The organism is Micromonospora sicca (genome assembly GCF_003172935.1).
GTDB lineage: Bacteria > Actinomycetota > Actinomycetes > Mycobacteriales > Micromonosporaceae > Micromonospora > Micromonospora sicca.
Window position 1 is genome coordinate 1 of the sequence record NZ_QGKS01000517.1, and the last position, 3,116, is coordinate 3,116.

General features: G+C 74.9%; 3 protein-coding genes. All 3 read left to right on the top strand.

Translation table 11 applies throughout. From position 1 onward, the window contains the following. The first annotated feature begins 193 nt into the window (after positions 1–193). Complete coding sequence (locus DKT69_RS36810) at positions 194–1,420, top strand: MFS transporter (RefSeq protein ID WP_109805957.1); 1,227 nt, start codon at positions 194–196, stop codon at positions 1,418–1,420. Between the two features lie 55 nt (positions 1,421–1,475). Beyond that, a complete protein-coding gene (locus tag DKT69_RS36815) occupies positions 1,476–2,315 on the top strand; it encodes a GNAT family N-acetyltransferase (protein WP_109805958.1) in 840 nt (279 codons plus the stop codon). A 123-nt stretch (positions 2,316–2,438) separates the two neighbouring features. Further along, on the top strand, positions 2,439–3,116 hold a 678-nt coding region (locus DKT69_RS36820), incomplete at its 3' end, for an ATP-binding cassette domain-containing protein (protein WP_109805959.1).

Consider the following 3,116-nt stretch of genomic DNA (forward strand, 5'->3'; position numbering starts at 1 on the left):
CAAGGAACGGGGGGAAGCCGAAGCCGCGCATCCGGGCCTCGTGCATCGCGTGCATCCGTCCGTGGAATCCCATCGGACTCTCCTATCGTCGTAGTGTCGCCGATGCATCGACGATATATCGGCAACGCATCGGCGACAAGACGAACTTGGGGCAGGACCGCAAACCGTACGTACGTCTTGCTAAGCTGCCGGCGTGCGCCTGCTTCCCGAACCGGGCCCGGCCCGGACCCTCGCCCTCTCCACCCTGGTCAACACCGTCGGCCGGGGCACCTGGCTGACCGTCAGCGCACTCTTCCTGACCCGTTCGGTCGGCCTGACCGTGGCCCAGGTCGGCGTCGGCCTCACCATCACCGCGCTGGTCAGCCTGGTGGCCAGCACCCCGATGGGCTATCTCGCCGACCGGTACGGCCCGCGCGGCATCAAGCTCGCCGCGCTGCTCGCCTCCAGCGCCTTCACCGCCGCCCTGGTCGCCGTCCGGTCCTTCCCAGCCTTCCTCGTCGTCGGCATGCTGATGGCGGTCGCCGACGCGGCCAGCCGGGGCGCGCGGGGCGCGCTGATCGCCGGGGCCGTCCCCGCCGACCAGCGGGTGCGTACCCGGGCCTGGCTGCGGGCCGTCACCAACGTCGGGATCTCGGTCGGCGCCGTGGTCGCCGGCTTCGGTCTCGCCGCGGACAGCCGGGCCGGGTACGTGACCCTGATCCTGCTCGACTGCGTGACGTACCTGCTCGCGGCGGCGATCCTGCTCCGGCTGCCGGCCGTACCGCCGGTCCCCGCGCCGACGCACGGGCCGCGGCTGATCGCCCTGCGGGACCGCCCCTTCCTGGCCTTCACCGTCCTCGACGGGCTGCTCTCGATGCACTTCGGGCTGATCAACATCGCCCTGCCGCTCTGGATCGCCGACCACACCGCCGCCCCGGACTGGCTCGTCTCGGGCTGCATGCTGGTCAACACCGTCATCGTGGTGCTCTTCCAGGTCCGCGCCTCGCGTGGCACCGAGGACCTGGCCGGGGCGGCCCGGGCCGCCCGCCGGGGCGGCGCGGTCATCGCGGTCGCCTGCGGGCTCTTCGCCGCCAGTGGGGGCGTGTCGGCGGCGGCCGCGGTGGCGCTGCTGCTGGCCGGGGCGTTCGTGCACGTCATCGGCGAGCTGTGGCACGCGGCGGCGGGCTGGGGGATCTCCTTCGGCCTGGCCCCGGCCCACGCGCAGGGGCAGTACCAGGGCGCGTACGGGATGGGCATGCAGCTCGGCGGGATGGTCGCCCCGGTGGTGGTCACCACCCTGGCGGTCGGCTGGGGAGTGCCGGGCTGGCTGCTGCTGGGCGCGCTGTTCCTCCTGCTCGGGCTGCTGGTGCCGCCCGTCGTGGGGTGGGCGCGGCGGTCCCGCCCGGCCGAGCCGGCGCCCGCGCCGGTCCCGGTTGGCTGAGCGGGTCCTCAGGTCGACCCGCGCGCCACCGGGCCGATCTGGCAGGCTGGTAACCGTGCTGACGGTGCCGGTACGTCAACTGGGGGAATCGGAGCGCCGCGCGGTCGAGCGGCTGCTCGACCTCGATCCGTTCGCGGGCGCGCAGGTGGCCGAGCGGGTCGCCGCCCGCGGGCTGGCCTGGTGGCGGGCCGACGGCCGGATCCTCGGCTACGGGGCCCGGCGCAACCTGGAGTCGATCTGCTGGCTGGGCGGCAACCTGACCCCGGTGCTCGCCACCGAGTCGGCGGTCGCGGCCTTCGCCGAGCAGCTCGGCACCGAGGAGCGGCTCTGCTCGTCGATCGTCGGGCGGGCGGACGCGGTGCTCGGCCTCTGGGACCGCCTCTCCGGGCAGTGGGGGCCGGCCCGGGACGTACGCCCCAACCAGCCGCTGCTGGCCACGGACGCGCTGCCCGCGGTGGCGGGCGACCCGGAGGTGCGGCGGGTGCGCGGGGGCGAGATCGACCGGCTCTTCCCGGCGGCGGTGGCCATGTACACCGAGGAGGTCGGGGTCTCGCCGCTGGCCGAGGACGGCGGGCGCGGCTACCGGCGGCGGGTGGCCGACCTGGTCCGCGCGGGCCGCGCCTACGCCCGGTTCGTCGACGGCAAGGTGGTCTTCAAGGCCGAGCTGGCCGTGGTGACCCGGCGGACCGCCCAGGTCCAGGGGGTCTGGGTCGCGCCGGAGTGGCGGGGTCGGGGGATCGCCACCGCGGCGATGGCGGCGGTGGTCCGGGACGCGTTGATCCGGGTTGCGCCGACGGTCAGCCTCTACGTCAACGACTTCAACCTGCCCGCCCGCCGGGTCTACGAGCGCTGCGGCTTCCGGCCGGTCGGCACGCTCGCCACCGTGCTCTTCTGAGCGGCGCCCGGCCGGGCATGGCCGGGATCACGTCCCGCTGACTGGCCTCGAACCGGACGTTCGCGGCTATGCTGACCATGTTTTTATACTGACTAGTCAGTTCAACGAAGTCGGGATGGGACGATGAAGATCGTCGAGGCCAGCGGGCTGGGGCTGCGGACCCGCCGAGGCTGGATGTACCGGGACGTCGACCTCACCGCCGAATCCGGTGAGCTGCACGCGGTGACCGGGCCGCCCGGCAGCGGGCGTACCTCCCTGCTGCTCGCCCTGGCCGGCCGCTTCCCGCACACCCACGGCGAGCTGCGCCGGCGCGGACCGGCCGCGCTCGGCCAGGTCGCCGGGGTGCACGAACCCGACCCGACGCTGACCGTGGCCGAGCACATCCAGGAGCGGCTGCTGCTGCTCGGGCCGGTGCCGCGCCGCCGCCGGCAGCTCGTGCCGGTCGCCGCCGTCCGGGCCCGCCGGGCGTACCGGCGGGACGCCTTCGCCGCCGCCATCGCCGGCGCGGGCTTCACCGACACCCCGCTCGACCCCGACCGGTACGGCCGCGACCTCACCCCCGTCGAGCGTCAGGTGCTCGGCCTGGTGCTGGCCAGCCTGAGCGGCCCCAACCTGATCGTCGCCGACGACGTGGACGCCGGATCCGACGCCCCCGAGCGGCAGGCGGTCTGGGCCGCCCTGTCCCGCCTCGCCGAGCAGGGGTACGCCGTCGTCGCCAGCGCCCGCGCCCGCGAGCCCGGCACCGCCGCGATCACCCACCGGATCGGCGACCCGACCCTGCCCGCCCGCACCGAGTTGGAT